This is a genomic window from Roseomonas sp. AR75, from assembly GCF_005222815.1.
In the GTDB taxonomy this organism is placed as follows: domain Bacteria; phylum Pseudomonadota; class Alphaproteobacteria; order Acetobacterales; family Acetobacteraceae; genus Falsiroseomonas.
In genome coordinates this window covers 790,463-817,365 of record NZ_STGB01000006.1, presented here as the reverse complement: position 1 = coordinate 817,365, position 26,903 = coordinate 790,463, and the positions used below count along the sequence as shown (strand labels likewise).

Below are 26,903 nucleotides of genomic sequence, written 5' to 3'. Positions count from 1 at the left end.
CACGGCGCGCAGGTCTAGCAACGCGGCATGCCCGCCCGCCCCCTCATCGGCGTCACCCTGGATGCGGAACCGGCCGGCGGCTGGTCGAAGCTGCCCTGGTATGCCCTCCGCCAGAATTATTTCTCCGCCGTCATCGCCGCGGGCGGCCTGCCCGTGGCCCTGCCGCACCACCCGGAACTGGCCGCCGCGTATCTCGATACGCTGGACGGCCTGCTCGTGACCGGCGGCGCCTTCGACGTGGACCCCGCGCTCTGGGGCGGCGGGGCGCCGCATCCCAAGGTCACGCTCAAGCCCGGCCGCACCGATTTCGAGCTGGCCGCGGTGAGGGAGGCGCTGCGGCAGGACCTGCCGGTGCTGGGCATCTGCGGCGGCCAGCAGCTTCTGGCGGTGGCCTTCGGCGGCACGCTGATCCAGCACATCCCGGACGAGGTCGAAGGCGCGCTGGCGCATGAGCAGCCCAACCCCCGCACCGAGCCGGGCCACACCGTGCGCGTGCTGGAGGGCACGAAGCTGGGCGACATCGTCGGCGCGCAGCGGCTTTCGGTGAACAGCGCGCACCACCAGGCGGTGGCGACGCCGGGCGAGGGCGCCCTGGTCAACGCCATCGCCCCTGACGGCGTGATCGAAGGCGTGGAGCACCCGGCCTACCGCTTCGCCCTCGGCGTGCAGTGGCACCCGGAATATGCGGTGGACCCGCGCGACCCCATGATTTTTTCGGCGTTCGTCGCGGCCTGCCGCCGATGAGCGACGAGGACGAGGACGACACCCAGCGCGGCGAGCGGATCGCGAAGTGGCTGGCGCGCGCGGGCGTCGCCTCCCGCCGGGACGCGGAGAAGCTGATCGCCGAGGGCAAGGTGAAGCTCAACGGCAAGACCGTGGAGACGCCCGCGACCTTCGTCGCCGCCGGCGACAAGGTGGCGGTGGAGGGCAAGCCGGTGGCGGCGCCCGAGCGCACGCGGCTGTTCCGCTACCACAAGCCCGAAGGGCTGGTGACGACGCATCGCGACCCGCAGGGCCGCCCCACAGTCTTCGAGAAGCTGCCGCCGGGCCTGCCGCGCGTGGTCTCCATCGGGCGGCTCGACATCACCTCCGAAGGGCTGCTGCTGCTGACCAATGACGGCGCGCTGGCGCGGCGGCTGGAACTGCCCTCCAATGGCTGGCTGCGGCGCTACCGCGTGCGCGTGCATGGCCCGGTGGACGAGCGGGCGCTGGCCAACCTGGCGCGCGGCATCACCGTGGAGGGCGTCTCCTATGGCCCGATCGAGGCGGGGCTCGACTCCCGCCAGGGCGCCAATGCCTGGCTCACCGTCAGCCTAAAGGAAGGCAAGAACAGGGAGGTGCGGCGCGTGATGGCGCATCTCGGCCTGCAGGTGACGCGGCTGATCCGCGTGGCCTATGGCCCCTTCCAGCTCGGCGCGCTGCCACGCGCGGGCGTGGAGGAGGTGCATCCGCGCATCCTGCGCGACCAGCTGGGCATCGGCGAGAAGCCGGTGCGGCGGCGCGGCGGCGAGGGTCCGGCGGAAGCGCCGCCCGCGCCGGCTCCGCCAGCGCCGCCGCCGGGTTCGCGCACCATTCCCCGCGCCCGCAACGCCGCGCCGCGCAGGCCGCATGCGAATCGTCGCCGGCCGTCACCGCGGTCGTAGCCTGGTCGCGCCGGCCGGCGAGGCGACGCGCCCGACCTCGGACCGCGTCCGCCAGGCGCTGTTCGACATGCTCTGGCACGCGCCCTGGGCGGGCCGCGAGCGCGTGGAAGGCGCGCGCGTGCTGGACGCCTTTGCCGGCACCGGCGCGCTGGGGCTGGAGGCGCTTTCGCGCGGCGCGGCCAAGGCCGTGTTCATCGAGCAGGACCGCGCCGCGCTGGCCGCGCTGCGCACGAACATCGCGGCGCTGAAGGCGGAGGCGAACACGCGCGTGATCGCCGGCGATGCGACGAGGCCGCCGCGCGCGGATGCGGCGTGCGGCCTGGTCTTCCTCGATCCGCCCTATGGCAAGGATGTCGTCGCGCGCGCCGTGCAGGCGCTGGCCGCCTCCGGCTGGCTCGCCCCCGATGCGCTGGTCGTCGCGGAGGTCGCGCGCGACGAGGTCCTGGACGTGCCGGGTTTCGAAGCGGTTGCGGAGCGCGCACACGGCGCCGCGCGGCTGGTGTTCCTGCGCGCGCCAATACCCTCCCCCGTCCTTACGGGGGAGGGCCAGGGTGGGGGAAACCCGTCGCCGGCTACGCCCCCAGCCTGATCCCCAGCCGCGCATACATCTCAGACAACCGCCTGCCGTAATCCTCCGCGTTGAAGGTCGCGGCGCGCTTCGGTCCGCGCGACGCAAGTTCCGCCCGCAGCGCATCGTCCGCGTCCATTCGCTGGATCGCCTCCGCCATGGCGCGGGTGTCGTAGGGATCGACCAGCAGCGCCGCGTCTCCCGCCACTTCCGGCAGCGCGGAAGTGTTGGAGGTCATCACGGCGGTGCCGAGATGCATCGCCTCCACCACCGGCAGGCCGAAGCCCTCATACAGCGAGGGGAACAGCATCGCCCGTGCGCCACGGATCAGGCCGGTCAGCAGCCGGCCCGGCACGTAGTCGATCAGCATCACCCTGTCGCGCAGCTTGCGCTGCAGCCCCTGCACGCCCTCGATCGGGCCGCGCGGGACGAATTCGCGGCGGTCGTCCTCATACAGCAGGCCGAGTTCCTGATGCGCGTTCCAGGCCTGCTTGCCGCAGATCACCAGCGGATAGTGCGATCCGGCCGCGAGATAGGCCTCGATCAGCCGCCCCACATTCTTCTTCGGCTCGATCGCGCCGAAGAACAGGAAGTATTTCTGCCAGTGCAGGCCGAAGAAGCCTTCCAGCTCCGCGCGGACCAGCGCCTCCGGCTTCAGCGTGGCGACATCCGGCAGTTCCACCGCCTGGCCGGTGTTGGTCACCTTGTGCTCGGGCACGCCGAGCAGGTTGACGATGTCCCGGCGCGACGCCTCGCTGACCGTCACGATATGCGCCGCGCGTTCCGCGATGCCGCGCACCGTGCCGAGATAGCGCTTCTTGTTGTCGAGCGTGGTGAAGGGCAGGCGCAGCGGCACCAGGTCGTGGATCGTGTAGATGTTCGGCAGCGCTTCCTTGTTCGGCCCCTCGGCGGTCAGCGGGACGGGATAGGTCCAGTGCATCAGCTTCGGCGCGTTGGGCAGGCGCACGCGGCCGAAGCGATGGCTGGCGCCGAAGCCGAGCACCGCGGCGCGGTAGAGGCTCGGGATGTTCCAGATGCGGTCGAAGGCGGGCAGGCGCGCGGAGAGCGCGGTCGTCTCCACGCTGCCGATCGGCACCTGCACCGCGTCCACGCCGAAGCGCATCTTCGCCATGCGCATCAGGTCGTCGAGCGGCCTGCGCCAGCCCGGCAGGTCGCCGCGCGGATCGAAGAAGGTCACTTCCCGCAGCAGCCCGTCCTTCCCGGCGGAAGAGCGGTGGCCGTAGAGGATGCCGACTTCCGCGCCGAGCGCCTTCAGCCGGTGCGACAGGCCGCGTGCATAGGTCGCGACGCCGGTGCCCTGTTCGAGCGAGAGATTGTAGCCGTCGATCGCGATGAGCGGTCTGTCCAACTGCGTCGCCTCCTTCACAGGGCCCGAAAGCCTATGTCGCGCCGGCAGAAGCCGCCGGGCCAGTCCAGCGCGTCCACCGCGGCATAGGCGGCGTCGCGCGCATCGCGCAGCGTCGCGCCGGTGCCGCCGATGCCCAGCACGCGCCCGCCATCGGCGATGATGGTGCCATCCGCGCGGCGCGCGGTGCCGGCGTGAAAGATGCGCACGCCCGGCAGCGCGCCGGCGGCCTCGAGGCCGCGGATCTCCGTGCCCTTGCGCGGCGTCGCCGGATAGCCCTCGGCCGCCATCACCACGACCAGGCTGGGATCGTCGGACATGTCCAGCCGCACGCCCGCGAGATCGCCCTGCGCGGCGGCCAGCAGCGCTGGCAGCAGGTCCGAGCGCAGGCGCAGCAGCAGCGCCTGGCATTCGGGATCGCCGAAGCGGACGTTGAACTCGATCAGCTTGGGGCCTTCCGCCGTCAGCATCAGCCCCGCGAAGAGCACGCCGCGGAAGGACGTGCCGCGCCGCGCCATTTCCGTGAGTGTCGGCAGCACGATGCGATCCATCGCCTGCTGCTGCAACTCCGGCGTGAAGGCGGGCGCCGGGGAGTAGGCGCCCATGCCGCCGGTGTTGGGGCCGGTATCGCCCTCGCCCACGCGCTTGTGGTCCTGCGCAGCGCCGAAGGGCAGCGCCGTCTCGCCATCGCAGAGCGCGAAGAACGAGATCTCCTCGCCCTGCAGGAAATCCTCGATCACCACGGTGGCGCCGGCCTCGCCATGCACGCGGCTCTCCATGATGTCGGCGATCGCGGCCTCGGCTTCGGCGAGCGTCGCGGCGACGACCACGCCCTTGCCGGCGGCGAGGCCATCCGCCTTCACGACGATGGGCGCACCGCGTTCCCGCACGTATGCCCGCGCGGCCGACGCATCGGTGAATCGCTGCCAGGCGGCGGTGGGCACGCCGGCCGCATCCGCCACCGCCTTGCAGAAGGCCTTGCTGCCTTCCAGCTGCGCCGCCGCGGCGCTCGGCCCGAAGCAGGCGATGCCCGCTTCCGCGCAGGCATCGGCCAGGCCCAGCGTCAGCGGCGCCTCCGGCCCGGCCACGACAAGGTCGGCACCCTGGTCGCGCGCGAATCGCACGAGGGCGGGGATGTCGGTCGCACCGATCGCCACGCATTCGGCGACCTCCGGGATGCCCGGATTGCCGGGCGCGCACCACAGCTTCGTGAGCAGGGGCGAGCGGGACAGCGCCCAGCACAGCGCATGCTCGCGTCCGCCGCCGCCCACCACCAGCACCCGCATGCTGCCACCCCGCAACGTCCCGCGCGGCCGGTTCCGCGCCGGGGCGTCCTAGCATAGGGTCCGGCCATGGACACCACGCCGCCGCCACCCGGGGTAAACGTCCCCGAATTCAGCGTCTCGGAAATCTCCGGCGCCGTGCGCCGCACGCTGGAAGGCGCCTTCGGCCGCGTGCGCGTCCGCGGCGAGATCACGGAGTGCAAGCGCTACCCATCCGGCCACATCTATTTGTCGCTGAAGGACGAATCCGCCAAGCTGGAATCGGTGGTGTGGAAATCCGCCGTGCCGCGGCTGTCGCTGCAGCCCGAGAACGGCGTGGAAGTGATCGCCACCGGCAAGCTCACCACCTATGCTGACCGGTCGAAATACCAGCTCGTTATCGACCGGCTGGAGTATGCCGGCGAGGGCGCGCTGCTCGCGCGGATCGAGAAGCTGCGCGTGAAGCTGGCGGCGGAAGGCCTGTTCGAGGCCGCACGCAAGCGCGCCCTGCCCGCGCTGCCGCGCGTGGTCGGCGTGGTGACCAGCGAGGCCGGCGCGGTCATCCAGGACATCCGCACCACCATCGCGCGCCGCTTCCCGCGCCGCATCCTGCTCTGGCCCGTGCCGGTGCAGGGGCAGGGCGCCGCGGAGCGCATCGCCGCCGCCATCGAAGGCTTCGGCCGCCTGCCGGTGGATGGCCCGGTGCCGCGGCCGGACGTGCTGATCGTCGCGCGCGGCGGCGGCAGCCTGGAAGACCTGATGGCCTTCAACGAGGAGATCGTCGTGCGCGCCGCCGCGCTGTGCCCGATCCCGCTGATTTCCGCCGTCGGACACGAGACCGACACGACGCTGATCGACTTCGCCTCCGACCGCCGTGCGCCGACGCCAACCGCCGCGGCGGAACTCGCCGTGCCCGCACGCGCCGAACTGCTGGCCGCGCTGGACCAGACCGGCGCGCGCCTGCGCGGCGCGGCGATGCGGCAATTGCGCGCGGCGGAGACGACGCTGCTGCGGCTGGAGCGCCGCCTGCCCGACATTCCCGCCCGCGTGCTGGAATACCGCCGGCGCCTGGACGAAGCCGGGGAATGCCTGCCCGATGCGCTGCGCGCCTTCGTGCGGATCAAGCGCGATGCGCTGACGCCGCTTTCCGTGCCGCATCCGCGCGAGGCCATCAATGCGCGGCGCCACGCCGTCGCGCTGCTGGACGGCAGGCGGGAGGCCGCCTTCGCGCGGCGGGTGCAGCGGCTGCGCGGCGCGCGCGCGCTGCATGCATTTTCCTCCGCGCCCGTGCTCGCCTTGCTGCGCGAACGCCGCGCGACGCTCGCGGGCCTGTCGCGCCAGCTCGAGGCGCTGTCCTACAACGCCGTGCTCGCACGCGGCTTCGCCCTGGTGCGCGACGCCGAGGGCGAGCCGGTGACCCGCGCCGCTGCGGTGACGCCTGGTGCGAAGCTGACGCTCGGCTTCGCCGATGGCCAGGTCGCTGCGACGGCCGAAGGCGAGGCGCCGCGCCGCGCCCGGACGAAAAAAGCCACGGACCAGGGATCGCTGCTGTGATCGCACGCCGCATGATTCTCGCCGCGCCTGTCCTGCTGCTTGCAGGCCGCGCACGGGCGCTGCAATGGCGGGGCGAGCCGGCGCAGGGCGGGCTCGTGGTCGGCAGCGTCGCGCCCGGCACGCGCCTGTCGCTGGATGGGCGCGCCGTCCGGGTCAGCCCGCAGGGTGACTTCGCCTTCGGCTTCGGCCGCGATCACGGCGCGGGCGCGCGGCTGTCCGTCACGCAGCCCGATGGCCGCAGCGAGGTGCGCGCGCTGTCGGTGCGCAAGCGCGACTGGTCGGTGCAGCGCATCACCGGCCTGCCGCCGGCGCAGGTGACGCCCGATGCCGCGGCGCTGCGCCGCATCACCGCGGAGCGCGAGCAGCTTGCCGCCGCGCGGGCGCTGGATTCCGGCCTCACCGGCTTCACAGAGCCGCTCGACTGGCCCGCGCGCGGCCGCATCAGCGGCGTCTTCGGCAGCCAGCGCATCCTGAATGGCGAGCCGCGACAGCCGCATTTCGGCTTCGACATCGCCGCGCCCACCGGCACGCCGGTCAGCGCCACGCTGGCGGGGCGGGTCACGCTGTCCGGCGATTTCTTCTTCTTCGGCCAGCTTCTTGTCGTGGATCACGGGCATGGCGTGAACACGTTGTATGCGCATCTGTCGCAGCGCCTGGTCGGCGAGGGCGAGACGGTCGCGCGCGGCCAGCCGATCGGCAAGATCGGCGCCACCGGGCGCGTCACCGGCCCGCACCTGCATTTCTCGCTGTCCTGGTACCAGACCTGGCTCGATCCGCAGCCGCTGCTGGAAAGCTAGCAACAGAACCTGTCGCGACGCGTTCCCGCACCGGAGGATATCCGCATGACCGAAGACCGCTTCGCCACCTATCCCAGCCTGCGCGGCCGCGTGGTGCTGATCACCGGCGGTGCCTCCGGCATCGGCGCGGAAATGGTCGCGCAATTCGCGCGCCAGGGATCGCGCGTGGCATTCCTGGATTTCGATGCGGAGCATGGCGCCAAGGTCGCCGCGGCGACCGGCGCGCTGTTCCTGCGCTGCGACCTGCGCGACATCGCCGCGCTGCGCGCCGCCATTGCGGAGGTGCGCGCGCAGCTCGGCGATCCGCTGGTGCTGGTGAACAACGCCGCGCGCGACGACCGCCACGGGCTGGAGACGGTGGAGCCCGACTACTGGGACGAGCGCATGGCCACCAACCTGCGCCACATGTTCTTCTGCGCCCAGGCCGTCGCCCCCGGCATGCGCGCGGCGAAGCAGGGCTCGATCATCAACATGGGCAGCGTGAGCTGGATGAGCGGGCAGGGGGGCATGCCCGCCTACACCGCTGCGAAATCCGCCGTGCGCGGCCTGACCCGCGGCCTGGCGCGCGACCTTGGCGGCGATGGCATCCGCGTGAACGAGCTGGTGCCTGGCTGGGTTTTCACCGAGCGGCAGGAAGCGCTGTGGGCGACACCGGAAGGCGTGGAGAGGCACCTGGCAGCGCAGAGCATCCACCGCAAGGTGATGCCGCCGGACATCGCGCGCATGGCGCTGTGGCTGGCCGCCGACGACAGCGCGATGGTCACGGCGCAGTATTTCGTCGTGGATGGCGGGAAGGTTTAGCCCACTGCAGGGAAAGCCCTCTCCCGCGCTTATGGGGGAGAGGGTTGGGTGAGGGGGACGCCGAGGGTTGTGCGCCTGCTCATCCTTCTGCACGCCCCCTCACCCTGCCCTCTCCCCCCTACGGGTGGAGAGGGTTCCGGATCTCCTTCCAGAAGAACGCCGACCCCTCCAGCATCGTCCGATCCGTGGACAGCGCGAAGCGGGGCACGACGCCGAGCAGCGTCCAGCCGAGAGACTCATAAAGAAACTGCGCGCCGCTGCCCGCAACCGTATCCAGCGTCAGCAGGCTGCGCCCTTCCTCCTTCGCGACCCCCTCCAGCCGCAGCATCAGCGCGCGGCCGATGCCGCGGCGGCGACCCTCCGGATGCACCAGCAGCTTCGTGACATCCGCGCGATGCGCCTGGTTCGGCTGCGGCGCGAAGGCAAGCTGCACCGTGCCGAGCAGACGCCCCGCGTCGCGTGCCACCAGCAGCCGCCGGTCGCGCGCAGCGAGGCCCGGCAGCACCGCGCGGCGCCACCACGCCTCGCTATCCTGCTGCGTGAAGGGCAGCACGAAGTTCACGCTCGCGCCGCCTTCCACGCAGCGCCGCAGGATCTCCGCCAGCCCGGGCAGCTCGCGCGCCGCGCCGTCATGGTCGAGTTCCTCGATGCGCATGGCATTCCTCACGGCGGGCAGATGACGACGATGTAGCGGGCGGGCGTGCGCCCGCTGGCGTGGAAGCGCGTGGGACCGCGCAGCTTCACCCGCGCGCAGTCGCCCGCGCGCAGGGCGAAGAGCTGGCCGCCGTCGGAGAAATCGAGCGCGCCGGCGAGCACCAGCACATGCTGCTCCATCCCCGGCATCGGTGGCGGCGTCTCGTACTCGATGGTGGCGCCTGCGGGCAGTTCCGCTTCCACAATCTCCACACGCAGGCCGGGCCCGGGCGGGGAGGCGGCGCGGCGGTGGAATCCGGTGGTCGCATCCGTCCAGGCGGGATTGTCGGCAGCGCGCACCAGCGCCGGAGCCTCGCCCTCCGCCGCCGCCATCAGCCGCGACAGCGTCCAGCCGAAGGCGACGCAGAGCCGGTTGAGCTGGGTCGCGGTCGGGCTGACCTCGCCGCGCTCGATGCGCGACAGCGTGGCGCGGCTGATGCCGGTGCGCGTGCCGAGGTCGTCCAGCGACAGCGCCTGCTCCAGCCGCAGCGCCGCCAGCCGCCGGGCCAGCCGCGCCTCAAGATCCTCTCTCATACGAGAGAAATTCCCATATAAGAGAGGACTCCACAAGACGCCTCAGGGCGCTGGCAGGCTTCGCCCCAGGAATCGCGCCGCTTCCTCCACGCCGCCGGCGGCGCCGATCTCGTTGTGCCCGGCGGTCGGTGCTTCCCACACCTCCACCGGCGCCGTCGCACGCGCGGCCAGGGCGCGACCCATCGCCGGCGGCACCAGCGTGTCGCGGGATCCCTGCAGGATCAGGATCGGCACGCGCACCTCCGCGATGCGCGAGAGGCTGTCGAAACGGTCGCGCAGCAGAAGCGACGCGGGCAGCAGCGGGTAGTGCCGCTTCGCCAGGTCCAGCAGGCTGGTGTAGGGCGATTCCAGCACCGCGGCGCCGACCGCCTCCGGCTGCTCCGCCGCCAGCCGCACCGCGATGCCGGTGCCGAGCGATTCACCCCACAGCACGATACGCGACGGCGCGATGCCATCGGCCTGCAGCGCCGCGAGGCCGGCGCGCGCATCGTCCGAAAGCCCCGCCTCGCTCGGCGTGCCGGGATTGCCGCCATAGCCGCGCCACTGCACGAACAGCGCGCCCCATCCCTCGCGCTGGAAGCGCTGCACGCGCATCGCGCGATGCAGCAGGCTGCCGCCATTGCCGTGCAGATACAGCACCACCGGCGCCCGCGCGTCGCGCGCCGCCACGTCCCAGGCAAGGATCTCGACGCCATCCGCCGTGCGCAGCGTCCGTGCCTCCACGCCGCGCAGGCCCACCAGCGCGGGCGGTGGCGGCGGCGTCGGATCGGGGAAGTAGATCAGCCGATCCTGCAGGGCGTAGAGCGCCGCGCCCGCACCGCCGAGCATCAGCAGCCCACCGAGCGCGACACCGAGCAGCGCCAACCGCTACTCCCGGTCCCGCGGCCCCGGCGCCAGCACCTCGCGCTTGCCGACATGGTTCGCGGGGCTCACCACGCCTTCCTTCTCCATCTGCTCGATCAGCTTGGCCGCGCGGTTGTAGCCGATGCCGAGATGGCGCTGCAGGAAGCTCGTGCTCGCCTTGCCCTCGCGCGTCACCAGTTCCACTGCGCGATCGTAGAGCGAGGCCTCGCCATCGGTGTTGCCGCCGAGCATGCCCGCGGCGGCGCCGATGTCGCCATCCTCGTCCTCGGTCTCCGTCACCTCGTCCACATAGGCGGGCTCGCCCTGCTCGCGCAGGAAGGCGACGATCTCCTCCACCTCGGAATCGCTGACGAAGGGGCCGTGCACGCGGCTGATACGGCCGCCGCCGGCCATGTGCAGCATGTCGCCCTGGCCCAGAAGCTGTTCCGCGCCCTGCTCGCCGAGGATGGTGCGGCTGTCGATCTTGGAGGTCACCTGGAAGCTGATGCGGGTCGGGAAGTTCGCCTTGATCGTGCCGGTGATCACGTCCACCGAGGGGCGCTGCGTCGCCATGATCACATGGATGCCCGCCGCGCGCGCCATCTGCGCCAGGCGCTGCACCGCGGCCTCGATCTCCTTGCCGGCGACGATCATCAGGTCCGCCATCTCGTCGATCACCACCACGATCATCGGCAGCGGCTCCAGCGCCAGGGGCTGGTCCTCGAACAGCGGCTTGTTGGTCTCGGGGTCGAAGCCGACCTGCACGCGGCGCGTCAGCACCTCGCCCTTCTGCCGCGCGGCCGTCGCCTTGTCGTTGTAGCCGGCGATATTGCGCACGCCGAGCTGCGACATGGCGCGGTAGCGCCGCTCCATCTCCCGCACCGTCCATTTCAGCGCGCCGATCGCCTTGCGCGGATCGGTGACCACCGGCGCCAGCAGATGCGGGATACGGTCATAGACCGACAATTCCAGCATCTTCGGGTCGATCATGATGAAGCGGCATTCGTCGGGGCTGAGGCGGTACAGCAGCGACAGGATCATCGTGTTGATCGCCACCGACTTGCCGCTGCCCGTGGTGCCTGCGATCAGCAGATGCGGCATGCGCGCGAGGTCGGCGATCACCGATCCGCCGCCGATGTCCTTGCCGAGCGCCAGGTTCAGCCGCCCGGGATGCCGTGCCCAATCCTCGGAGGATAGCAGTTCGGAGAGCAGCACCGTCTCGCGCCGCGCATTCGGCAGCTCGATGCCGATCACGTTGCGGCCGGGCACGGTCGCGATGCGCACGGCGGTGACGGACATGCTGCGCGCGATGTCGTCGGCCAGGCCGATGACACGGGCGGATTTCGTGCCTGGCGCCGGTTCCAGCTCGTACAGCGTCACAACGGGGCCGGGGCGGATCTCCACGATGCGGCCGCGGACGCCGTAATCCTCCAGCACCGTCTCCAGCATGCGGGCGTTGCCCTGCAGCGCCTCCTCCGAAGGTCCGGCGACGCGCTTCACCGGCGGCCCCGTCAGCAGGTCGAGCGGCGGGAAGCGCCAGGCTTCCTCCACCAGAGGCAGGCTGGGCTGGCGCGTCTCCGCGGCGGCCCGTGGCGCGCTGCGCTCGGCGACACGCGGCGCGGCCGGCTTGCGCGCGGCGGCTGGCGGAGGCGGCGAGGCCTCCGCCTCGCGCGTCACCACGGGCACGCCGATCGCGGGTTCCCGCCGCCGCAGGACAGCGCCGGGTGTGGGACCGTCCTCCGCCGCCTCATCGGCCCGGCGCAGCACTTCCGACAGCGGCAGCGGCGCCTCCCGCCGGCGGCGCAGCGCGCCGAAGCCGGCGCGGACCGGCCAGGTGAAGGCGCGCGCCGCCGCGCCGAAGACGCGCGCCGGCAGGCCGGAGCGATGCGCCTCGCCTGCCGCGCTGGCCAGCGTCCCGGCGCCGCTCGCCGCGACGCGGCCCGCTCCGGAGGCCGCGACCAGCGCCGCCGACCCCGCCGCGCGCCCCGCCCTGCCCCAGTCGCCCAGGCTGAGGCCGAGCGCGATGAAGGAGAGCAGCGCGGTCACGCCCCACAGGATCAGATGCGCAATGCCCGCGCCCACCGACCCCAGCACCTGCCCGAGAAATTCCAGCACCATCTCCGCCAGCGGCGGCCCGGCGGCGCCGGCGGGGCCAGGCGGGGCCGGCAGCGCCTCCGGCAGCGGCAGCAGGGCGAGCGAGGCGGCGGTCAGCGGCAGCGCGGCCAGCAGGCAGGCCAGCCGCAGCGGGAAGGGCGAGAGGCCGCGATGCGTCGCCAGCCGCCAGGCCCAGGTCATCAGGCAGGCCACCGGCAGCCAGGCGGCGTAGCCCACGCCCTGCAGCAGCACATCGGCCAGGTGGGCGCCGAACGGGCCGGCGAGGTTGCGCGTCTCCCGCGCCGTCGCGGTGGACCAGGAGGGATCGGAGGGGTCGTAGGTCGCCAGCGCCACGACGGCGACGAGCCCGGCCAGCACCAGCAGCAGGGCCAGCATCTCGGCCAGCCTGCGGCGGATCGCCGCCTTGACGGCGGGAGAGGCAAAACGGCGTCCGGCGGCGGCAAGGCGATCGCCCATCGCCCCCGGCGCCGGGCGTCCATCCATGGCGCGCGGCATTCGTTCGGCAGTCCTCAAGCAGGACGGGAGTTCTACACCGGAAGTGCCTCGATTTGCACGCTCTGCTTCCGCAACGGCCGGGATCGGGGCAGGATCGCCTCATGTCGCCCAGCCCCGCCGCCGAACACGCGCTGCCACCGGACCTGGAAGCGGGGCTGCGCGGCCGCATCCTCGGCGCCGCCGCGCCGCTGGCCGCGCCGGCGGGCGCGGTGCTGTTCCGCCCCGGGGACCCCTGCCGCGGCTTCGTCATGGTGGGCGCCGGCGCCGTGCGGGTGGACCTGATCGCCGAGGATGGCCACGCCCTGCTGCTCTACCGCGTCGCCGCCGGCGAGGCCTGCCTGCTGACCACCGCCTGCCTGTTCTCGGGCGAGCTCTACGCCGCTGAGGGCAAGGCCGAGACGCCGGTCGAGGGCCTGCTGCTGCCGAGCCCAGCCTTCGACGCGCTGGTGGCGGAGAGCGCGGCCTTCCGCCGCTTCGTCCTGGCCGGCTTCGGTGCCCGGATCGGCGCGCTGATGGCGCGGATCGAGGCGCTGTCCTTCCGCAGCGTGGACCGCCGCCTGGCCGAGGCGCTGCTGGCGCGCGGCACCGCCGAGGTCGCGGCAACCCAGGCCGAGCTGGCGGTGGAGGTGGGCACGGCGCGGGAGGTGGTGACGCGGCGGCTGAGCGCGCTGGCGAAGGACGGGCTTGTGGCGATCGGGCGGGGCGCGGTGACGATCCTGGACAGGCCGGCGCTGGAATTGCGCGCCAGCGGCGAATAGCGCCAGAAATATTGGCCGATCTGCCCAAGATCGGAAAATAATTCCGAATAATATTCGTCGCGCGGGTGTAATATGGCTGCCGCAGTGCCATATGGCGAAACGCCAACGCAGCAAGAAAGCGGCCCGAGCACCTGGATCGCTCTTGTCCCGGTCGGAATGCGATTTTGTTCGCCCCAGGCCAGGGAGATCAGCAGATGAACGACACGAGCAGCATGAGCGGGAACATTGCGGCGCGGTGGGCCTTGGCCAAGCCGATGGTCATGGGATTGGCGATCGGCGTCGTCGCCGGCCCGATCATCTCCGGCCTCGCCGGCTTCCAGATTCGCACAAGCACCGCCGCGGCGGCGGAACGCGCGAGCCTCGTCTCGCTGCAGGCCGAGGTCTGCTCGGAGCGCGCGAAGGCTGCCTCGCCTGGGTTCGACACCACCAACTGGCAGGTCCGCAACGACCTGGCGCGCCAATGGGCCGCGATGCCCGGCTCCACCGCGGTCGACCAGGACGTCGTCTACGCCTGCTCCACCCGGCTTGGGCGATAGCGGCGCAGACAGCCTCGCCCCCTTGCGGGGGGCGACCCGACTGCACGATCAGAAGGACTTGCCGATGCGCATCAGTGCCGGTTGCCGCATTGCCTATGACTGCCCGCAGCCGACGCCGATGCTGCTCACCGTCAGCCCACACCCGTCGCGCCTGCCGGACCTGGTGGGGCCGCACGAATTGACCCTCGACCCCGCGGTCGCCGCGCGCCACTACGAGGACAGCTTCGGCAACCTCGTCACGCGAATCGTCGCGCCGGCGGGGCGGCTGGTGATCTCCACCCGGCTGCTGATCGAGGATCCCGGCACCCCCGACATCCTTGCGCCCCAGGCGCAGCAGCAGCCGGTGGAGCAGTTGCCGGACGCGATGCTGCTGTACCTGCTGGGCAGCCACTATTGCGACACGGACCGGCTGGCGGATTTCGCCTGGGCGACGTTCGGCCAGGGGCCGACGGGCTGGGCGCGGGTCCAGGCGATCTGCGACTACGTGCACGGGCGGATCGCCTTCGGCTACGAATTCGCGCGGCCCACCCGCACCGCCTCGGAAGCCTTCGCGGAAGCGCAGGGCGTCTGCCGCGACTACGCGCATCTCGCCGTCGCGCTGTGCCGCTGCGTCAACATCCCCGCGCGCTACTGCACCGGCTATCTCGGCGACATCGGCGTGCCGCCGCCTCATGGCCCGATGGATTTCGCCGCCTGGTTCGAGGTGTGGCTCGACGATCGCTGGCACGTCTTCGACGCGCGCAACAATACCCCGCGCATCGGCCGGATCCTGATGGCGCGCGGGCGCGACGCCACCGACGTCGCCATCGCCACCACCTTCGGCCCCTGCACCCTGGCCGAGTTCAGCGTCTTCACCGACGAAGTGCCGGCCTGAGGGGCCGCGCCGGCCTCACTCCGGCCCCGGCCGCTCGGTCCGCATCCGCTTGACGCCGCTGCGCCGCGCCTTGCCCTCAAGCCGACGCTCGCGCGAGGCCCGCGTCGGCTTCGTCGCCCGGCGCGGCGGCGGCGGCGGCTCAGCCGCCTTCGCCAACAGCGCCTGCAGCCTCTCCCGCGCATCCGTGCGGTTGCGGTCCTGACTGCGGTGGCGGCCGGCCTCGATCACCAGCACGCCCTCCTGCGTCACCTTGCGGCCGGCCAGGCGCACCAGACGCTCGCGCAGCGCGTCCGGCAGGCCGGCGCGGTCGAGATGCACGCGCAGCTGCACCGCCGTCTCCACCTTGTTGACGTTCTGCCCGCCGGGGCCGGAGGCGCGCAGGAACTGCTCCTCGATCGCCGTCTCGGGGATGGTGGGGATCCGCGCCATGCCGCGCCCATAGGCGGTTCCGGCGCACCGCGTCCAGAGCGCGTGACATCGTCACCGACACGGCGTCCCCGCGGTGGTCTGATCGTGGCGTCACGCGGCGCAAGGCCGCGCGAGGCAAGGAGAGACGGGCAATGACACGGAATGTCGGCGGCGTGGACCGGATGCTGCGGATCGTGGCGGGCGTGGTGCTGCTGGCGCTGGGCGCCTTCGGGCCGCTGGGCTGGTGGGGCCTGTTGGGGCTGGTGCCGCTGGGCACGGCGCTGGTCGGCTTCTGCCCGGTCTATCCGCTGCTCGGCGTCAACACCTGCCCGATGGGCAAGCGCGCGGCCTGAGGCGCGCTCAGCCGGCGGGGCCGAAACACACGAAGGGCGCCGGGAGTGATCCCGGCGCCCTTCGCCGTTGCGGGGGCGGTGCCTTTCGCGCGCCGCCCCCGGACCTCCGCGCTCAGCCGAGGCGCTCGCCGTGCAGTGCGACGTCGAGGCCCTCGCGCTCCTCTTCCTCGGTCACCCGCAGGCCGACGATCACGTCCACCACCTTGAGCAGGATGAAGGTCATCACCGCGGTGAAGACGAAGACCGCCGCGACCGCGTAGACCTGGATCAGCAGCTGCTCGACGCTGCCGCTGATGCCCTCCGGCGCGGCCGGCGTGGCCGAGAGCGCGCCATAGGCGAAGATGCCGGTCAGCAGCGCGCCCACGATGCCGCACACGCCATGCACGCCGAAGGCGTCGAGGCTGTCGTCGTAGCCGCACCAGTGCTTCAGCGCCGTCGCGCCCCAGAAGCCGGCGAGGCCCGCGACCACGCCGATGATCAGCGCCGAGCCCGGCAGGACGAAGCCGGCCGCCGGGGTGATGGCCACCAGGCCGGCGACCGCGCCGGAGATCGCGCCGAGCACCGAGGGCTTGCCCTTGGTCGCCCATTCCGCGACCAGCCAGCTCAGCACCGCGCCCGCCGCCGCGATCTGCGTAACCAGCATCGCCATGCCCGCGCGCGCGCCGGCGCCCACCGCGGAGCCCGCGTTGAAGCCGAACCAGCCCACCCACAGCAGGCTCGCGCCGATCACCGCGAAGGCCAGGTTGTAGGGCGCCATGTTGTCGTGGCCGTAGCCAACCCGCTTGCCCAGCACGATCGCCGCGACCAGGCCCGCCACGCCGGCATTGATGTGCACCACCGTGCCACCGGCGAAGTCCAGCGCACCAAGGGCGAAGATCCAGCCATTCGGGTGCCACACCCAGTGCGCGACCGGCGAATAGACCAGCAGGGTCCACAGCGTCACGAACACCAGCAGCGCCGAGAACTTCATGCGGTCCGCCACCGCGCCGGTGATCAGCGCGGCGGTGATGATCGCGAAGGTCATCTGGAACATCGCGAAGACGCTCTCGGGGATCGTCGTCGCGACCGCGGCGTCGCCGCTGCCCAGCGTGAAGGGCTTGTCCCAGCCTTCCGCCATGCCGCGCATCAGCAGGCGCGAGAGGTCGCCGAAATAGGCGCCGCCCTCGCCGAAGGCGATGCTGTAGCCCAGCACCATCCACAGCACCGCGACCAGCGCGCAGACGCTGAAGGACTGCATCATCGTGGCCAGCACGGTCTTCTTCCGCACCATCCCCGCGTAGAACAGCGCCACGCCCGGCACCGTCATCATCAGCACGATGGCCGTGCTGGTCAGCATCCAGGCGGTGTCGCCCGTGTCGATCTTCGCATCCTGCGCGAAGGCGGCGCCGGCCGCCATCGTCGCCGGCAGCGCCAGAAGCGCGGCGCGCGCAAGCATCCTCATTCCGTGCATCCCTTGTCGTTCGGTTTGGCGTTTCGGCTCAAAGCGCGGCGCCGTCGGTTTCGCCGGTGCGGATCCTGAGCGCGCGCTCGAGGTCCAGGACGAAGATCTTGCCGTCGCCGATCTTGCCGGTGCGCGCGGCGCCGGCGATCGCCTCGACCACGGCGTCCACCAGTTCGGCCGCGACGGCGACCTCGATCTTGAGCTTCGGCAGGAAGCTCACATGGTATTCGGCGCCCCGGTAGATCTCGGTCTGGCCCTTCTGCCGCCCGAACCCCTTCACCTCGGTCACCGTCAGTCCCTGCACGCCGAGCGGGGTGAGCGCGTCGCGCACCTCGTCCAGCTTGAAGGGCTTGATGATCGCCATCACCAGCTTCATCGCGCCGCTTTCCCCTTTGCCCAGGCAGAGTCACCGAGGGCAATCCAAGCGGCGTGCCAAAGCGCTGCGCTGTCGCCCGCGCTTGGCGGTGCGGGTCGCGGTGAGGGCGCCTCCTGGAACGGCAGGTGAGATGTGCACAAAAAACGGGCAATTGCCTAACCCTTGCCGAATCCCCGTTACATCGCGACCTTCGGCGCATGACCGACACGCTCGACGTCACCGCCTGCGTCATCGGCGCCGGGCCGGTGGGCGCCACCCTCGCCACCACCCTTGCCGCAGCCGGCATCCCGACCGCGGTGGTGGACCGCGCACCCCTGCCGCCCATGGAACTGCCGGAGTTCGACGGCCGTGCCTATGCCATCGCCCTGACCAGCCGGCGCCTGCTGGAGGCAGCGGGCATCTGGGCGCATCTGCCGATGGCACCGCAGCCGATCCGCCATATCCGGGTACGCGACGGCAGGCCCGGCCGCAGGCCCTCGTCGCTCGGGCTGGATTTCGACGCCGCCGGTATCGCGCAGGGCGAGCCCTTCGGCTGGATGGTGGAGGCGCGCGCGCTCCGCGTGGCGCTCAACGCGCGTCTGCACTCCCTGCCCAACCTGCACGCCTTCGCCCCGGCCACGGCCGCCATCCGGCGCGACGCCGACGGCGCGCAGATCGCGATCGCGGGCGGGCCGCTGATCCGCGCGCGGCTCGTCATCGGGGCGGAAGGCCGGGAGAGCCCATTGCGCGCCGCGGCGGGCATTCCCGTCACCCGCTGGGACTACGGCCAGACCGGGATGGTCGGCGCCTTCGCGCATGAGCGGCCGCATCGCGGCACCGCGCTCGAGATGTTCCTGCCCAACGGCCCCTTCGCGCAGTTGCCGCTCGCCGGTCCCGGCGGTTTCGGCACGGCCGAGCTGCCGCACGCCTCGGCCTATGTCTGGAGCGAGCGCACGCCGCTTGCCCGCCGCTTCCTGGCGATGGACGACGCCGCCTTCGGGCACGAGCTTGCGCGGCGGCTGGGCGGGCATCTCGGCCGCATACGGCCGATCGGGCGGCGCTGGTCCTATCCGCTGGCGGCGCTCTGGGCGCAGCGCTTCACCGATCAGCGCCTGGCGCTGGTCGGCGATGCCGCGCATGGCATCCACCCGATCGCCGGCCAGGGCCTCAACCTCGGCTTCCGCGACGTCGCGGCGCTGGCGGAGGAGGTGATCGCGGCGGTTCATGCCGGCGAGGATCCGGGCAGCGCCTTAGTGCTCGCGCGCTACCAGGCGCGGGCGCGCCCCGATGCGATGCTGATGCTGGCCGCGACGCACGCGCTCGAACGGCTGTTCGGCACCGACCTTGCGCCGGTGCGCCTCGCGCGGCGGCTCGGCATCGCCGCGGTGGACCAGATGCCCACACTGAAGAAGGCCTTCGCACAGCGCGCGATGGGCATCACGCGCGAGCAGTCCGGCCTGCTTGGCGGGCAGCGCCTGTAGCGGAGCGGCCGCTCAGGGCGTGATCGCCACCTTCATCACGCCGTCGCGCTGCTGGCTGAACAGGTCGTAGGCCTCGACGATGTCGTCCAGCCGGTAGCGGTGCGTCACCAGCGGCTTGAGGTCCACGCGGCCGCCGGCGATCACCTCCATCAGCCGGCGCATCCGCTCCTTCCCGCCGGGGCAGAGCGTGGTGATGATCCGGTGGTCGCCGAGCCCCGCCGCGAAGGCATCGAGCGGGATACGCAGGTCCGTCGAATAGACGCCGAGCGAGGAGAGGGTGCCGCCCGGCCGCAGCACGCGCAGCGCCGCCTCGAACGTGGCCTGCAGCCCAAGCGCCTCGATCGAGACATCCACGCCACGCCCGCCGGTGAGGTCGCGGATCGCCTGCACCGGATCCTGCCGCGAGAAATCCACGACATGGTCCGCGCCGAGTCGCCTGGCCATCTCCAGCCGCTCCGGCACGCGGTCCACGGCGATGATGGTGGTCGCGCCCATCAGCTTCGCCCCCGCGGTGGCGCAGAGCCCGATCGGCCCCTGCGCGAAGACCGCGACGGAATCGCCGATGCGGATGGCGCCGCTTTCCGCGCCGCCGAAGCCGGTGGACATGATGTCCGGGCACATCAGCACCTGCTCGTCGGTGAGGCCGTCCGGCACCGGCGCCAGATTGGCCATGGCGTCCGGCACCAGGACGTATTCGGCCTGGCAGCCATCGATGGTGTTGCCGAAGCGCCAGCCGCCGAGCGGCTTCCAGCCATGCGCCGTGCCGGCGCCGTCCTGGCTGCAGAAGCCGCAGAGGCAAGCATTGGACGTGCCGGAGGGCGTGATCGCGCCGGCGATGACGCGCTGTCCCTCGCGATAGCCCTTCACGGCGGAGCCGAGGCGATGGATCACGCCCACCGGCTCATGCCCGATGGTCAGGCCGGACTGCACGGGATACTCGCCCTTGAGGATGTGCACATCCGTTCCGCAGATCGTCGTCGTCGTCACCTTCACCAGCGCGTCGAGCGGGCCGACCTCCGGGATCGGCTTCTCGCGCAGTTCGATCCGGCCCTTCTCCACGAAGACCGTCGCCTTCATTGTCGGCATGCTGTCTCTCCCAGAATGGCGTTGATCCTTGCCGGGGCCTGCTTCAGGCGGCGCCCGGTCCTGCCGCGCCTGCGGTCGCGGGCTGCATGGCGGGCAGCGAGCGCGGCTCGCGGACGACCAGCACGTCGCAGGGCAGGTATTCCAGCAGCCGCTCCGCCGTGCTGCCGATCAGGATGTCGAAGACGCCGCTGCTGCCATGCGTGCCGACCACGGCCAAATCCACATCCGCATCCCACACATGGGCAGCGATCAGGTCGTCGGGCGATCCGTACTCGATCCGGCAGTCCAGGCCATCGCGGGCCGACTGCGGGATCGCGGCGTCGGCAAGGAATGTCGCGCATCGCTGCCGCGCATTCCCCAGCATCTCCTCGCGATTCGCGTCCTTGCTGATGAAGCCTTCGAACGGCACGCGGTAGGCATGGAGCAGCGTCTTCCGTGCGTCCGGAAACAGCCGCAGCGCCTGGCGCAGCGCCTGCGCCGAGGAGGGCGAGAAGTCGGTGGCGACAACGAGGCGATCATAGTCGCGCTCGGCGCGGTTCTTCACGACCAGCACCGGCATCGGCGCGCGATGCACCAGCCTTTCCACCGTTGAGCCGAGAATTGCGCGGCCAATCGTGTCGCCGCGCGCGATGCCGGCGACGATCACGTCGCATGCCGTCTCCTGCGCCGCATCCAGGATCGCCGATGGCGGCGATCCCTGCCGGAGCAGAAGCTCCGCCCGGACAGCGCGACCTTCGGTCGCGGCACGCAGCCGCCGCTCCGCAAGGACCTCGCGCGCCGGCCGGCCGTGCCGCCATGCCGGTGCGAGTGCCGCCGCGTGCTCGACCACGTGCAGCAGGTGCAGCGTGGCGCCCCAGCGCTCGGCAAGCCGCACCGCACGATCCTGCGCCCGATCGCAGCGGCAGCTCAGATCCGTCGCCAGCAGGATGCCACGCGGTGGAATATCGAGCGGAGTACTCGCGTCATATGCGTGCATGGCCTTCCTCGTTTCCCGTGACGAGGCCATCACTGGCAGAAAAGATCAGTGACAGCGGTGCGCTGCGCAAATGATGTCGCTGCGGCCAGGGCGATGCATCGTCCGCGCATCTTCACCCGACCCAGCACAGCATGCGGTGTTTTTGACGATAGGCGAGTGCACCCCTGCGTGACTTGATTCACGTCAATGACGGCGCAGGTCGGTGAGGTGAACCTGTCGCTCACAAACCGCCGGGCGCGCGTCGCACCGGCCAATGCCGGGAACCAAGAGAGATGACGATCACCACCATCACCACGCATGTGGAGCCCACGGAGCGCGCGGCGCTGGAGGCCGCGCTGGAACGGCCTTTCGCACTGGCGGCGCTGCACGATGCGCAGCTCACCGCGCTCGTCTTTCCCATCGAGACGACACTTGCCGAAGCCAACTTGCCAAGCTGGGACCTGGCGAAGCGGGAGGAGGAAGCGGTGGCACAGGTCATCGCCGCGGCGCAGCGGCGCGGCATCCGCTGCGAAGCCCGCGCCCGCAGCAGCTTCGCGCATGGCATCGGCGAGGTGATGGCGGATCATCTTCGCGTGAGCGACCTCGGCCTGATCGGCTTGCCGCGCGCGCCGGGTGCGGGCCAGCGCATGCTGATCGGGGCCGCGGTGTTCGATGGCGGCCGCCCGGTGCTGCTCGCGCCCGCGGCTGCGCCGCTGGCGCTTCCCCCGAAGCGCGTCGTCATCGCCTGGGATGCGACCCCCGCCGCGGTGCGGGCGGTGCATGGCGCGATGCCTTTTCTTCGCACGGCGGCCGAGACGTTGGTGGTCACGGTCAGCGACGACAAGGCCCTGCGGCAGGGGCAGTCCGGCATCGAACTCTGCCGCCTCCTCGCCCGGCACGGTGCGCGTGCGAGCTTCGCCGCCGAGCAGAAATCCGGGCGCGGCGTGCTCGGGACACTCGTCGCCAAGGCGCGAGAGGTGGAGGGGGCGATGCTCGTCATGGGGGCCGTGCGCCATGCGCCGCTGCACAACCTCGTCTTCGGCAGCGCGACGACCGACCTGCTGGATGCCGCCCCGCCGCTGCCGGTGCTGCTGGCCGCCTGAGTGCCGCAACATGCGCAGTATGCGGCAGCATCAACGACAACACGGGAGGGAGGAACCGCCATGCACGCCAAGGACCTGATGACCACCGCGGTCGTCACGGTGACGCCGGAGACGCGCCTCGCCGAGGTCGCGCGGCTGCTGGCGCATCGGGGCATCTCCGCCGTCCCCGTCGTCGGGGCCGACGGCGCCGTGCAGGGCATCGTGACGGAGGCCGATCTGGTCCGACGCCTGGCCGGAGAGGCCGCGGGCCGGCAGGGCGGGTGGCTGCGCAACCTGCTCTCCGCCCGCGCCGCCGACAGCGCGAAGGCCTTCACCCGGCTGCATGGGCAAAGCGCGGGCGACGTGATGACGACCGATCTCGTCACCGTGGAGGAGGAGACGACGGCCGAGGCGATCGCGCAGATGATGGAGCAGCGCGGGGTCAAGCGCGTGCCGGTGCTGCGCGATGGCAAGCTGGTGGGCATCGTCTCGCGCGCCGACCTGCTCGGCCTCGCCTTCGGCGCCCCGGTGGTGGCGGAGGCGGCGGTGTCCGATGCGCGGCTGCTGCGCGAGGTCGAGCGCGCGATGCGGCAGCAGCCCTGGGCCGATGCCTATCATGTCTTTCCCTCGGTCGAGGCCGGGGTGGTGACTTTCCATGGCTGGTGCCGCTCACCGGAGGTACCGCGCGCGCTGCGGGTACTGGCCGAGGCGTTGCCCGGCGTGAAGGCGGTGCGGCTGGATCTGCAGGCGCCGCCCGGCTTCCTCCTCGGCGTGCCGTGACGGAGCGGCGATCAGCCCCGGTTTTTGCCCCCGCAGGCCGCAGCGCGCGCCAGCAGGAAGTCGCGCTCCTTCCCGTTGCGCGTCAGCGCCGCAGCCTGGCGGAAGCACGCCCGTGCCTCCGCCAGGCGGCCGGCGCGGAACAGGAAGTCGCCCTTCGCCGCCGGCAGCGGCGCGAAATCCTGCAGTTGCGGCAGGCCTTCGAGCCCGGCCAGGAGCGCGAGGCCTTTCCCGGGCCCAGAGGCCATGCTGTGCGCGATGGCGCGGTTCAATGCGACGACCGGCGTCGGCATCGCCGCCAGCAACGTGTCGTAGAGCGCGGCGATGCGCGGCCAGTCCGTCGCCGCCGCGGTCGGGGCGCGCGCATGGCAGGCGGCCAGCGCAGCCTGCAAGGCGTATGGGCCATGCGCGCCGCCCAGCGCCTCGGCGCGCGCCAGGGCCGAGAGGCCGCGGCGGATCAGCAACCGGTCCCAGCGCGTGCGGTCCTGCTCCGTCACCGGCACCAGCGACCCGTCGCGACGCGTCCGCGCGGCGAAGCGGGAGGCCTGCAATTCCATCAGCGCAAGCAGCCCGAACACCTCCGGCTCGTCCGGCAGCAGGCCCGCAAGGATGCGGCCCAGGCGCTGCGCCTCCGCGCAGAGGGCAGGACGGATCAGATCCTCGCCCGACGTCGCGGCATAGCCCTCGTTGAAGACCAGGTAGATCACCTCCACCACCGAGGCGAGGCGTTCCGCGCGCGCCGCGCCGCGCGGCACCTCAAAGCGCAGCCCCGCGCTGCCCAGCGTGCGCTTGGCGCGGACGATGCGCTGCTGGATGGTCGCTTCAGGCGTCAGGAAGGCGCGGGCGATATCTTCCGTGCTCAGCCCTCCGAGCAGGCGGAGCGTCAGCGCCACGCGCGCCTCCCGCGACAGCCGCGGATGGCAGGCGGCGAAGATGAGGCCGAGCAGCTCGTCGCCGAGGTCGTCATCCAGCGCGGCGTCGAGCTGCGCCGGCACGTCCTCGGCGTCCTGTGACTGACGGAGGATCTCGGCATGCTTGCGGTCGCGCATCCGGGCGTGACGCAGCGCGTCCAGCGCGCGGCGCCGCGCGGTCGTCAGCAGCCAGGCTCCGGGATTGCGCGGCACGCCGGTCTGCGGCCATTCCGTCAGCGCGACCAGCAGCGCGTCCTGCGCCAGTTCCTCGGCGCGGCCGACATCGCGCGTGAGCCGGGCGAGGCCGGCGATCAGCCTCGCCCGCTCGATGCGGAAAACGGTTTCGATCGCGCGATGGGTGTCATCCGCCACGCCCCGTCATCGGACGGGGCGTGACGAAGGGCAAGTTCAGCCGCCGACTTCCTTGCGAAGCTTCGCCTCGAGCGCGATGATTTCTGGCGTCAGTACCTCCGAAAAATCCTCCATCTCGTAGAGCGGGCGGATGTCGACGTCGCTCGGGCCGAACATCGGGTTGGGGCAGCGCTTCACCCAGGCCACCGCCTCGTCCATGTCCTTGACCTGCCAGATCCAGTAGCCGGCGACGAGCTCACGGGTCTCGGTGAAGGGGCCGTCCGTGACCGTGCGGTTCGCGCCGTCGAAATGCACGCGCTTCGCCGCCGACGTCGGCTTCAGGCCGTCTCCCGCCAGCATGATCCCGGCCTTCACCAGCTCCTCGTTGAACTTCATCATGGCGTCCATCAGCTCCTGCGTCGGCGGGCGGCCCGCCTCGCTGTCCTCGGTCGCCTTCACCATCACCATCACGCGCATGGGGTCCGTTCCTCTGTTGCGGGCCGGCCGGAATGGCCTGCCTGATCCTGCGACGAACGTGGCAGGGCGGAATCGACGTCGGGCCAGGCGAATTTTTCGCGCATGTCCCGGGCGGACGGTGACCGCGCCGCGGGCAGACTGGCGCGGCAGGCGGCACGGCCCTTCGCATCCAGGCGCGCAAAGCCGCCCGCAACCGCGAAGCTGACGGCGGCACCATATTCGCATGTCTCCTCGGTCCGCTGAGGAGCGCCCGCATGCCCTTCACCCTGGCCCGCCGCCATCTTCTGGCCGCCACGGCCCTGCTCGCCACTCCGCGCATCGCCCGTGGCCAGGCGCCCACGCGGCTGAAATTCACGCTGGACTGGGCCTTCCAGGGGCCGAACTCCTACGCCCTGCTCGGCCGCGACAAGGGCTTCTTCCGCGCCGAGGGCATCGACATCGAGCTCTCGCGTGGCTTCGGCTCCGGGCGGGTGCCGGTGGACATCGCCGGCGGCTCCTTCGCGATGGGCCAGGCCGATATCAACCCGACGCTGAAATTCATGGCGGAGAACCCGAATGCGGGGCTGATGGTGATCGGCATCGCGGCCGACCGCAACGGGCTCTGCTGCACCGTCCGCGCCGACAGCGCGATCATGGTGCCGAAGGACCTCGAAGGGAAGACGCTGGCCGCGCCGCAGGAGGATGCGGGGCGGCAGCTCTTCCCGGTCTTCGCCAGCCGCGCCGGCGTGGACCTCGCGAAGATCAACTGGGTGACGGTGCGCGGCGAGCTGCGCGAGCCGATGCTGGTCCAGCGCCGCGCCGACGGCATCACCGGCATCGTCACCTCCACCGCGCTGTCGCTGAAGAAGCTGGGCATGGACCTGCCGCAGCAGCGGATCATGTTCTACCGCGACCATGGGCTGGACCTGTATTCCACCGCCTTCCTCACCACCCGCGCCTTCGCGCAGGCGAACCCCGAGGTGGTGCGCGGCGCGCTGCGCGCGCTCTTCAAGAGCCTCGCCTATGCCTACCACCACCCTGCCGAAAGCATCGCGGCGCTGAAGGCGCAGGAACCGCTGACCGACGAGGCGATCGAGATGGAGCGCTACCAGTTCAACGCCGAGCAGCATCTGATCACCGACAATGTCCGGCAGAACGGCTTCTCCAACGTCGATCCCACACGGCTGCAACGCGGCATCCGCGCGGTGGAGGAAGCCTTCGGCCTGCCGCAGAAGCTGACAGTCGCGGAGGTCTACACGGACGCCTACCTGCCGCCGCCCGCGCAGCGCCGGCTCGAGATCGGCGTGAGTTGAGGAGCCCGTGATCACGATGGACGCGATCCCCACCCTCGACTTCACCGCCTTCCGCGAAGGCACGCCCGCCGAGCGCAAGGCGATGGCCATGGCCATGGGCGACGCCTTCGAGCGCTACGGCTTCGTCCAGCTCACCGGGCATGGCGTGCCGCGCGAGACGCTGGATGCCGCCTTCGCCGCGGCCGAGGCCTTCTTCGACCAGCCGGAGGATTTCAAACGCCAGGTGCAGGACCGCCGCACCAATCGCGGCTTCATCCCGATGTTCGACGGCGTCAGCGAGAAGACCGGCAAGCCGAACGGCCAGGAGGCGTTCAGCGTCGGCCATATCTGGCGCACCACCGACCCGGAGCTTCTGCAGCTGCCGCTTTATGCAGCGACGCCCTGGCCCGAGATGCCCGGCTTCCGCGAGCGGCTGGAGGCCTGCTACGCCGCCATGTACGGGCTGTCGCAGCAGATCCTCGCCGCGGCCGCGCTGCACCTCGGCGTTGCGGAGGATTTCTTCACCGACGCGTCGAAGGCCAGCTACTCCAACATGCGCATCATCCACTACCCGCCCGCCGAGAAGGTGGCGGAGGTGACCGACATCGGCGTGCGCCCGCATGAGGACCAGGGCCTGGTGACGCTGCTGGTGCAGGACATGAATGGCGGGCTGTTCGTGCTCGGCCCCGCGGGAGAGTGGCTGCCCGTCGTGCCGAACCGCGACGCCATGGTGATCAATGTCGGCAAGCTGCTGAAGCGCTGGACCAATGGGCGCTACAAGGCGGCGCTGCACAAGGTGTTCAACAGCTCCGGCCGCGAGCGCTACTCGATGCCGCTCTTCGTGCACCCCTCCTGGCACACGCGCATCGACCCGATGACGCTGGTCGGCCAGGCGCCGGCCGGGCCGGAGTTCGAGCCGATTGTCGCCGGCGAGCAGGTGTACAAGAACTTCGCGGCGCAGCGGACCTCCTGGAAGGCGGAGCAGCCGACGGACAATGCAATCAACTAAGGGCGGCCACGCGCCCCTGGACCGGGCGGGCCGCGACGTCTAGATCAGCCGCGGCCTGTCACCGCGGAGCATCGTAGGAAAGTGCCGGACGCCCCGGGCGAGGTGCG

At 71.6% G+C, this 26,903-nt stretch carries 28 protein-coding genes; 15 read left to right on the top strand and 13 right to left on the bottom strand.

All coding sequences use genetic code 11. The features are described from left to right. Positions 1–27: 27 nt before the first annotated feature. From E4T13_RS28365 to rsmD, 3 genes are read left to right on the top strand one after another with little or no spacing between them, the layout of a single operon-like run. Positions 28–744 (top strand): gamma-glutamyl-gamma-aminobutyrate hydrolase family protein, encoded by a 717-nt coding sequence (locus E4T13_RS28365; RefSeq protein ID WP_137181693.1) that lies wholly within the window; start codon positions 28–30, stop codon positions 742–744. After that, positions 741–1,643, top strand: coding sequence for a pseudouridine synthase (locus E4T13_RS28360; protein WP_137181692.1), 903 nt, complete (start codon positions 741–743; stop codon positions 1,641–1,643). The genes E4T13_RS28365 and E4T13_RS28360 overlap by 4 nt, the downstream gene beginning before the upstream one ends. Next, positions 1,609–2,232: a 16S rRNA (guanine(966)-N(2))-methyltransferase RsmD gene (gene rsmD / locus E4T13_RS28355; RefSeq protein ID WP_137181691.1), complete on the top strand. Its 624-nt coding sequence runs from the start codon at positions 1,609–1,611 to the stop codon at positions 2,230–2,232. Before E4T13_RS28360 ends, rsmD begins: the two co-directional genes overlap by 35 nt. Here rsmD and E4T13_RS28350 read toward each other — a convergent pair. Both E4T13_RS28350 and purD read right to left on the bottom strand, forming a co-directional pair. Then, a complete protein-coding gene (locus E4T13_RS28350; protein WP_170985302.1) occupies positions 2,216–3,580 on the bottom strand; it encodes a glycosyltransferase family 1 protein in 1,365 nt (454 codons plus the stop codon). The two genes, rsmD and E4T13_RS28350, sit on opposite strands and share 17 nt — an antisense overlap. Before the next feature lie 14 nt (positions 3,581–3,594). Then, entirely contained in the window at positions 3,595–4,863 is a 1,269-nt protein-coding gene (purD, locus tag E4T13_RS28345; protein ID WP_137181689.1) for a phosphoribosylamine--glycine ligase, read from the bottom strand. Between the two features lie 66 nt (positions 4,864–4,929). Between purD and xseA the strand changes: the two genes are divergently transcribed. The 3 genes from xseA to E4T13_RS28330 are packed head-to-tail and all read left to right on the top strand — an operon-like array spanning position 4,930 to position 7,991. Continuing rightward, positions 4,930–6,393, top strand: coding sequence for an exodeoxyribonuclease VII large subunit (xseA, locus tag E4T13_RS28340; protein ID WP_137181688.1), 1,464 nt, complete (start codon positions 4,930–4,932; stop codon positions 6,391–6,393). Beyond that, complete coding sequence (locus E4T13_RS28335; RefSeq protein ID WP_137181687.1) at positions 6,390–7,190, top strand: M23 family metallopeptidase; 801 nt, start codon at positions 6,390–6,392, stop codon at positions 7,188–7,190. Before xseA ends, E4T13_RS28335 begins: the two co-directional genes overlap by 4 nt. A gap of 45 nt (positions 7,191–7,235) precedes the next feature. Beyond that, the gene (locus tag E4T13_RS28330; RefSeq protein WP_137181686.1) at positions 7,236–7,991 is read left to right on the top strand and encodes an SDR family NAD(P)-dependent oxidoreductase; all 756 of its coding nucleotides are present in this window, start codon (positions 7,236–7,238) and stop codon (positions 7,989–7,991) included. 118 nt (positions 7,992–8,109) lie between these two features. Here E4T13_RS28330 and E4T13_RS28325 read toward each other — a convergent pair whose 3' ends face one another. The 4 genes from E4T13_RS28325 to E4T13_RS28310 are packed head-to-tail and all read right to left on the bottom strand — an operon-like array spanning position 8,110 to position 12,659. Continuing rightward, complete coding sequence (locus E4T13_RS28325; protein WP_137181685.1) at positions 8,110–8,646, bottom strand: GNAT family N-acetyltransferase; 537 nt, start codon at positions 8,644–8,646, stop codon at positions 8,110–8,112. Between the two features lie 8 nt (positions 8,647–8,654). Further along, positions 8,655–9,218 carry a helix-turn-helix domain-containing protein gene (locus E4T13_RS28320; protein WP_137181684.1) on the bottom strand — a complete coding sequence of 188 codons (564 nt, stop codon included), beginning with the start codon at positions 9,216–9,218 and terminating at the stop codon, positions 8,655–8,657. A 42-nt stretch (positions 9,219–9,260) separates the two neighbouring features. Beyond that, positions 9,261–10,082 (bottom strand): alpha/beta hydrolase, encoded by an 822-nt coding sequence (locus E4T13_RS28315; RefSeq protein ID WP_137181683.1) that lies wholly within the window; start codon positions 10,080–10,082, stop codon positions 9,261–9,263. 3 nt (positions 10,083–10,085) lie between these two features. Then, positions 10,086–12,659, bottom strand: a complete 2,574-nt coding sequence (locus tag E4T13_RS28310) for a DNA translocase FtsK 4TM domain-containing protein (protein ID WP_240791331.1) — start codon at positions 12,657–12,659, stop codon at positions 10,086–10,088. Between the two features lie 113 nt (positions 12,660–12,772). Between E4T13_RS28310 and E4T13_RS28305 the strand changes: the two genes are divergently transcribed. The 3 genes from E4T13_RS28305 to E4T13_RS28295 all read left to right on the top strand — a co-directional run bounded on the left by E4T13_RS28305 (position 12,773) and on the right by E4T13_RS28295 (position 14,839). Continuing rightward, on the top strand, positions 12,773–13,429 hold the full coding sequence (locus E4T13_RS28305) for a Crp/Fnr family transcriptional regulator (RefSeq protein WP_137181682.1): 657 nt from the start codon (positions 12,773–12,775) through the stop codon (positions 13,427–13,429). Between the two features lie 194 nt (positions 13,430–13,623). Continuing rightward, a complete protein-coding gene (locus E4T13_RS28300) occupies positions 13,624–13,965 on the top strand; it encodes a hypothetical protein (protein ID WP_137181681.1) in 342 nt (113 codons plus the stop codon). Between the two features lie 64 nt (positions 13,966–14,029). Next, positions 14,030–14,839, top strand: a complete 810-nt coding sequence (locus E4T13_RS28295; protein ID WP_137181680.1) for a transglutaminase family protein — start codon at positions 14,030–14,032, stop codon at positions 14,837–14,839. Positions 14,840–14,854: 15 nt separating this feature from the next. Here the strand turns inward: E4T13_RS28295 and arfB are convergent, their stop codons facing one another. Continuing rightward, positions 14,855–15,268 carry an alternative ribosome rescue aminoacyl-tRNA hydrolase ArfB gene (gene arfB, locus E4T13_RS28290; RefSeq protein WP_137181679.1) on the bottom strand — a complete coding sequence of 138 codons (414 nt, stop codon included), beginning with the start codon at positions 15,266–15,268 and terminating at the stop codon, positions 14,855–14,857. A gap of 131 nt (positions 15,269–15,399) precedes the next feature. On the opposite strand from arfB, the gene E4T13_RS28285 reads away from it, so the two are divergent. Next, on the top strand, positions 15,400–15,600 hold the full coding sequence (locus E4T13_RS28285) for a DUF2892 domain-containing protein (RefSeq protein ID WP_137181678.1): 201 nt from the start codon (positions 15,400–15,402) through the stop codon (positions 15,598–15,600). Between the two features lie 112 nt (positions 15,601–15,712). Here E4T13_RS28285 and E4T13_RS28280 read toward each other — a convergent pair whose 3' ends face one another. Together E4T13_RS28280 and E4T13_RS28275 are read right to left on the bottom strand one after the other, a co-directional pair. Continuing rightward, positions 15,713–17,041: an ammonium transporter gene (locus E4T13_RS28280; RefSeq protein ID WP_137181677.1), complete on the bottom strand. Its 1,329-nt coding sequence runs from the start codon at positions 17,039–17,041 to the stop codon at positions 15,713–15,715. Between the two features lie 37 nt (positions 17,042–17,078). Continuing rightward, entirely contained in the window at positions 17,079–17,417 is a 339-nt protein-coding gene (locus E4T13_RS28275) for a P-II family nitrogen regulator (RefSeq protein ID WP_137181676.1), read from the bottom strand. Between the two features lie 197 nt (positions 17,418–17,614). Between E4T13_RS28275 and E4T13_RS28270 the strand changes: the two genes are divergently transcribed. Continuing rightward, positions 17,615–18,877, top strand: a complete 1,263-nt coding sequence (locus E4T13_RS28270) for a UbiH/UbiF/VisC/COQ6 family ubiquinone biosynthesis hydroxylase (RefSeq protein ID WP_137181675.1) — start codon at positions 17,615–17,617, stop codon at positions 18,875–18,877. 12 nt (positions 18,878–18,889) lie between these two features. Here E4T13_RS28270 and E4T13_RS28265 read toward each other — a convergent pair whose 3' ends face one another. Further along, a complete protein-coding gene (locus E4T13_RS28265; RefSeq protein WP_137181674.1) occupies positions 18,890–19,963 on the bottom strand; it encodes an NAD(P)-dependent alcohol dehydrogenase in 1,074 nt (357 codons plus the stop codon). Between the two features lie 43 nt (positions 19,964–20,006). Next, a complete protein-coding gene (locus E4T13_RS28260) occupies positions 20,007–20,939 on the bottom strand; it encodes a universal stress protein (protein ID WP_170985301.1) in 933 nt (310 codons plus the stop codon). 272 nt (positions 20,940–21,211) lie between these two features. Between E4T13_RS28260 and E4T13_RS28255 the strand changes: the two genes are divergently transcribed. Continuing rightward, entirely contained in the window at positions 21,212–22,021 is an 810-nt protein-coding gene (locus E4T13_RS28255) for a universal stress protein (protein ID WP_137181672.1), read from the top strand. Between the two features lie 60 nt (positions 22,022–22,081). Then, positions 22,082–22,780, top strand: coding sequence for a CBS domain-containing protein (locus E4T13_RS28250; RefSeq protein ID WP_137181671.1), 699 nt, complete (start codon positions 22,082–22,084; stop codon positions 22,778–22,780). An 11-nt stretch (positions 22,781–22,791) separates the two neighbouring features. On the opposite strand, the gene E4T13_RS28245 is transcribed toward E4T13_RS28250, so the two are convergent. Together E4T13_RS28245 and E4T13_RS28240 are read right to left on the bottom strand one after the other, a co-directional pair. Further along, entirely contained in the window at positions 22,792–24,060 is a 1,269-nt protein-coding gene (locus E4T13_RS28245; protein ID WP_137181670.1) for an RNA polymerase sigma factor, read from the bottom strand. Positions 24,061–24,096: 36 nt separating this feature from the next. Further along, positions 24,097–24,516: a YciI family protein gene (locus E4T13_RS28240; protein WP_137181669.1), complete on the bottom strand. Its 420-nt coding sequence runs from the start codon at positions 24,514–24,516 to the stop codon at positions 24,097–24,099. A gap of 254 nt (positions 24,517–24,770) precedes the next feature. Here E4T13_RS28240 and E4T13_RS28235 point away from each other — a divergent pair, with 254 nt between their 5' ends. Together E4T13_RS28235 and E4T13_RS28230 are read left to right on the top strand one after the other, a co-directional pair. Next, positions 24,771–25,808 carry an ABC transporter substrate-binding protein gene (locus E4T13_RS28235; protein WP_137181668.1) on the top strand — a complete coding sequence of 346 codons (1,038 nt, stop codon included), beginning with the start codon at positions 24,771–24,773 and terminating at the stop codon, positions 25,806–25,808. Positions 25,809–25,824: 16 nt separating this feature from the next. Then, positions 25,825–26,796 carry an isopenicillin N synthase family oxygenase gene (locus E4T13_RS28230; RefSeq protein WP_137181667.1) on the top strand — a complete coding sequence of 324 codons (972 nt, stop codon included), beginning with the start codon at positions 25,825–25,827 and terminating at the stop codon, positions 26,794–26,796. The last annotated feature ends 107 nt before the right edge of the window (positions 26,797–26,903 follow it).